This is a genomic window from Kocuria coralli (genome assembly GCF_008831305.1).
Taxonomy (GTDB): domain Bacteria; phylum Actinomycetota; class Actinomycetes; order Actinomycetales; family Micrococcaceae; genus Kocuria; species Kocuria coralli.
The window spans coordinates 1-727 of sequence record NZ_ML708650.1; the positions used below are offsets into that span (position 1 = coordinate 1).

The 727-nt window shown below is 65.6% G+C and carries 2 protein-coding genes; both read right to left on the reverse strand.

All coding sequences use genetic code 11. The annotated features are described in order from the left end of the window. A partial coding sequence (locus FCK90_RS15185; protein WP_181954352.1) for a DDE-type integrase/transposase/recombinase occupies positions 1-534 on the reverse strand: 534 nt, incomplete at its 3' end. Continuing rightward, positions 531-727: transposase (locus FCK90_RS16045; protein WP_425481720.1), on the reverse strand; the 197-nt coding region annotated here is incomplete at its 5' end. The genes FCK90_RS16045 and FCK90_RS15185, both read right to left, overlap by 4 nt.

Here is a 727-nt window from a genome sequence, read left to right on the forward strand (position 1 = left end):
TTCACCCCGACGCGTGACCGCGCTGACCAGCGCGTTCACCGCGAGACGAGCCTTCATTCGGGAGTCCATCGAGTAGCCCACGATCCGCCCGGAGAAGACATCCTTGATCGCACAGAGATAGAGCTTTCCCTCCTCCGTGGAGTGCTCCGTAATGTCGGTGAGCCAGAGCTCGTTGACGTCATCTGCGGCGAAATCGCGTTTCACGAGGTCCTCGTGGACCGGGGGACCGGGGCGCTTCCCGTTCTTCCCACGCTTCTTGCCGAAGACCGACCACCACTGGTTGTCGCGGCAGATCCGCCACGCCGTCCGCTCGCACATCACCTCGCCGGCCGCGTGGGCCTCGACGGTCAGGAACCGCGATCCGAACTCCGGGTCATCCCGGTGGGCGTCGAACAGGGCGTTCGCCCGATACGCCGCCCGGAGTTCCGAGGCTGTGACCCGGTGTTTCCGCCACCGGTAGTACGGCTGACGGGCGAGCTTCAAGACCCGCAAGGACACCGCGACGGGGATCCCGTCACCGGCGAGCTCGCTCACGAGCGGGTAGAACCTTTTTCCGGCAGATTCGCCTGTGAGAGGTAGGCGGCCGCGCGCCGCAGGACCTCGTTCTCCTGCTCCAGCAACCGGATCCTCTTGCGAGCATCACGCAGCTCGGAGGATTCGTCACGGGTCTTGCCGGGACGGGCACCGTCCTCGACATCTGCTTGGCGCATCCAGTTCGTCAGGCACG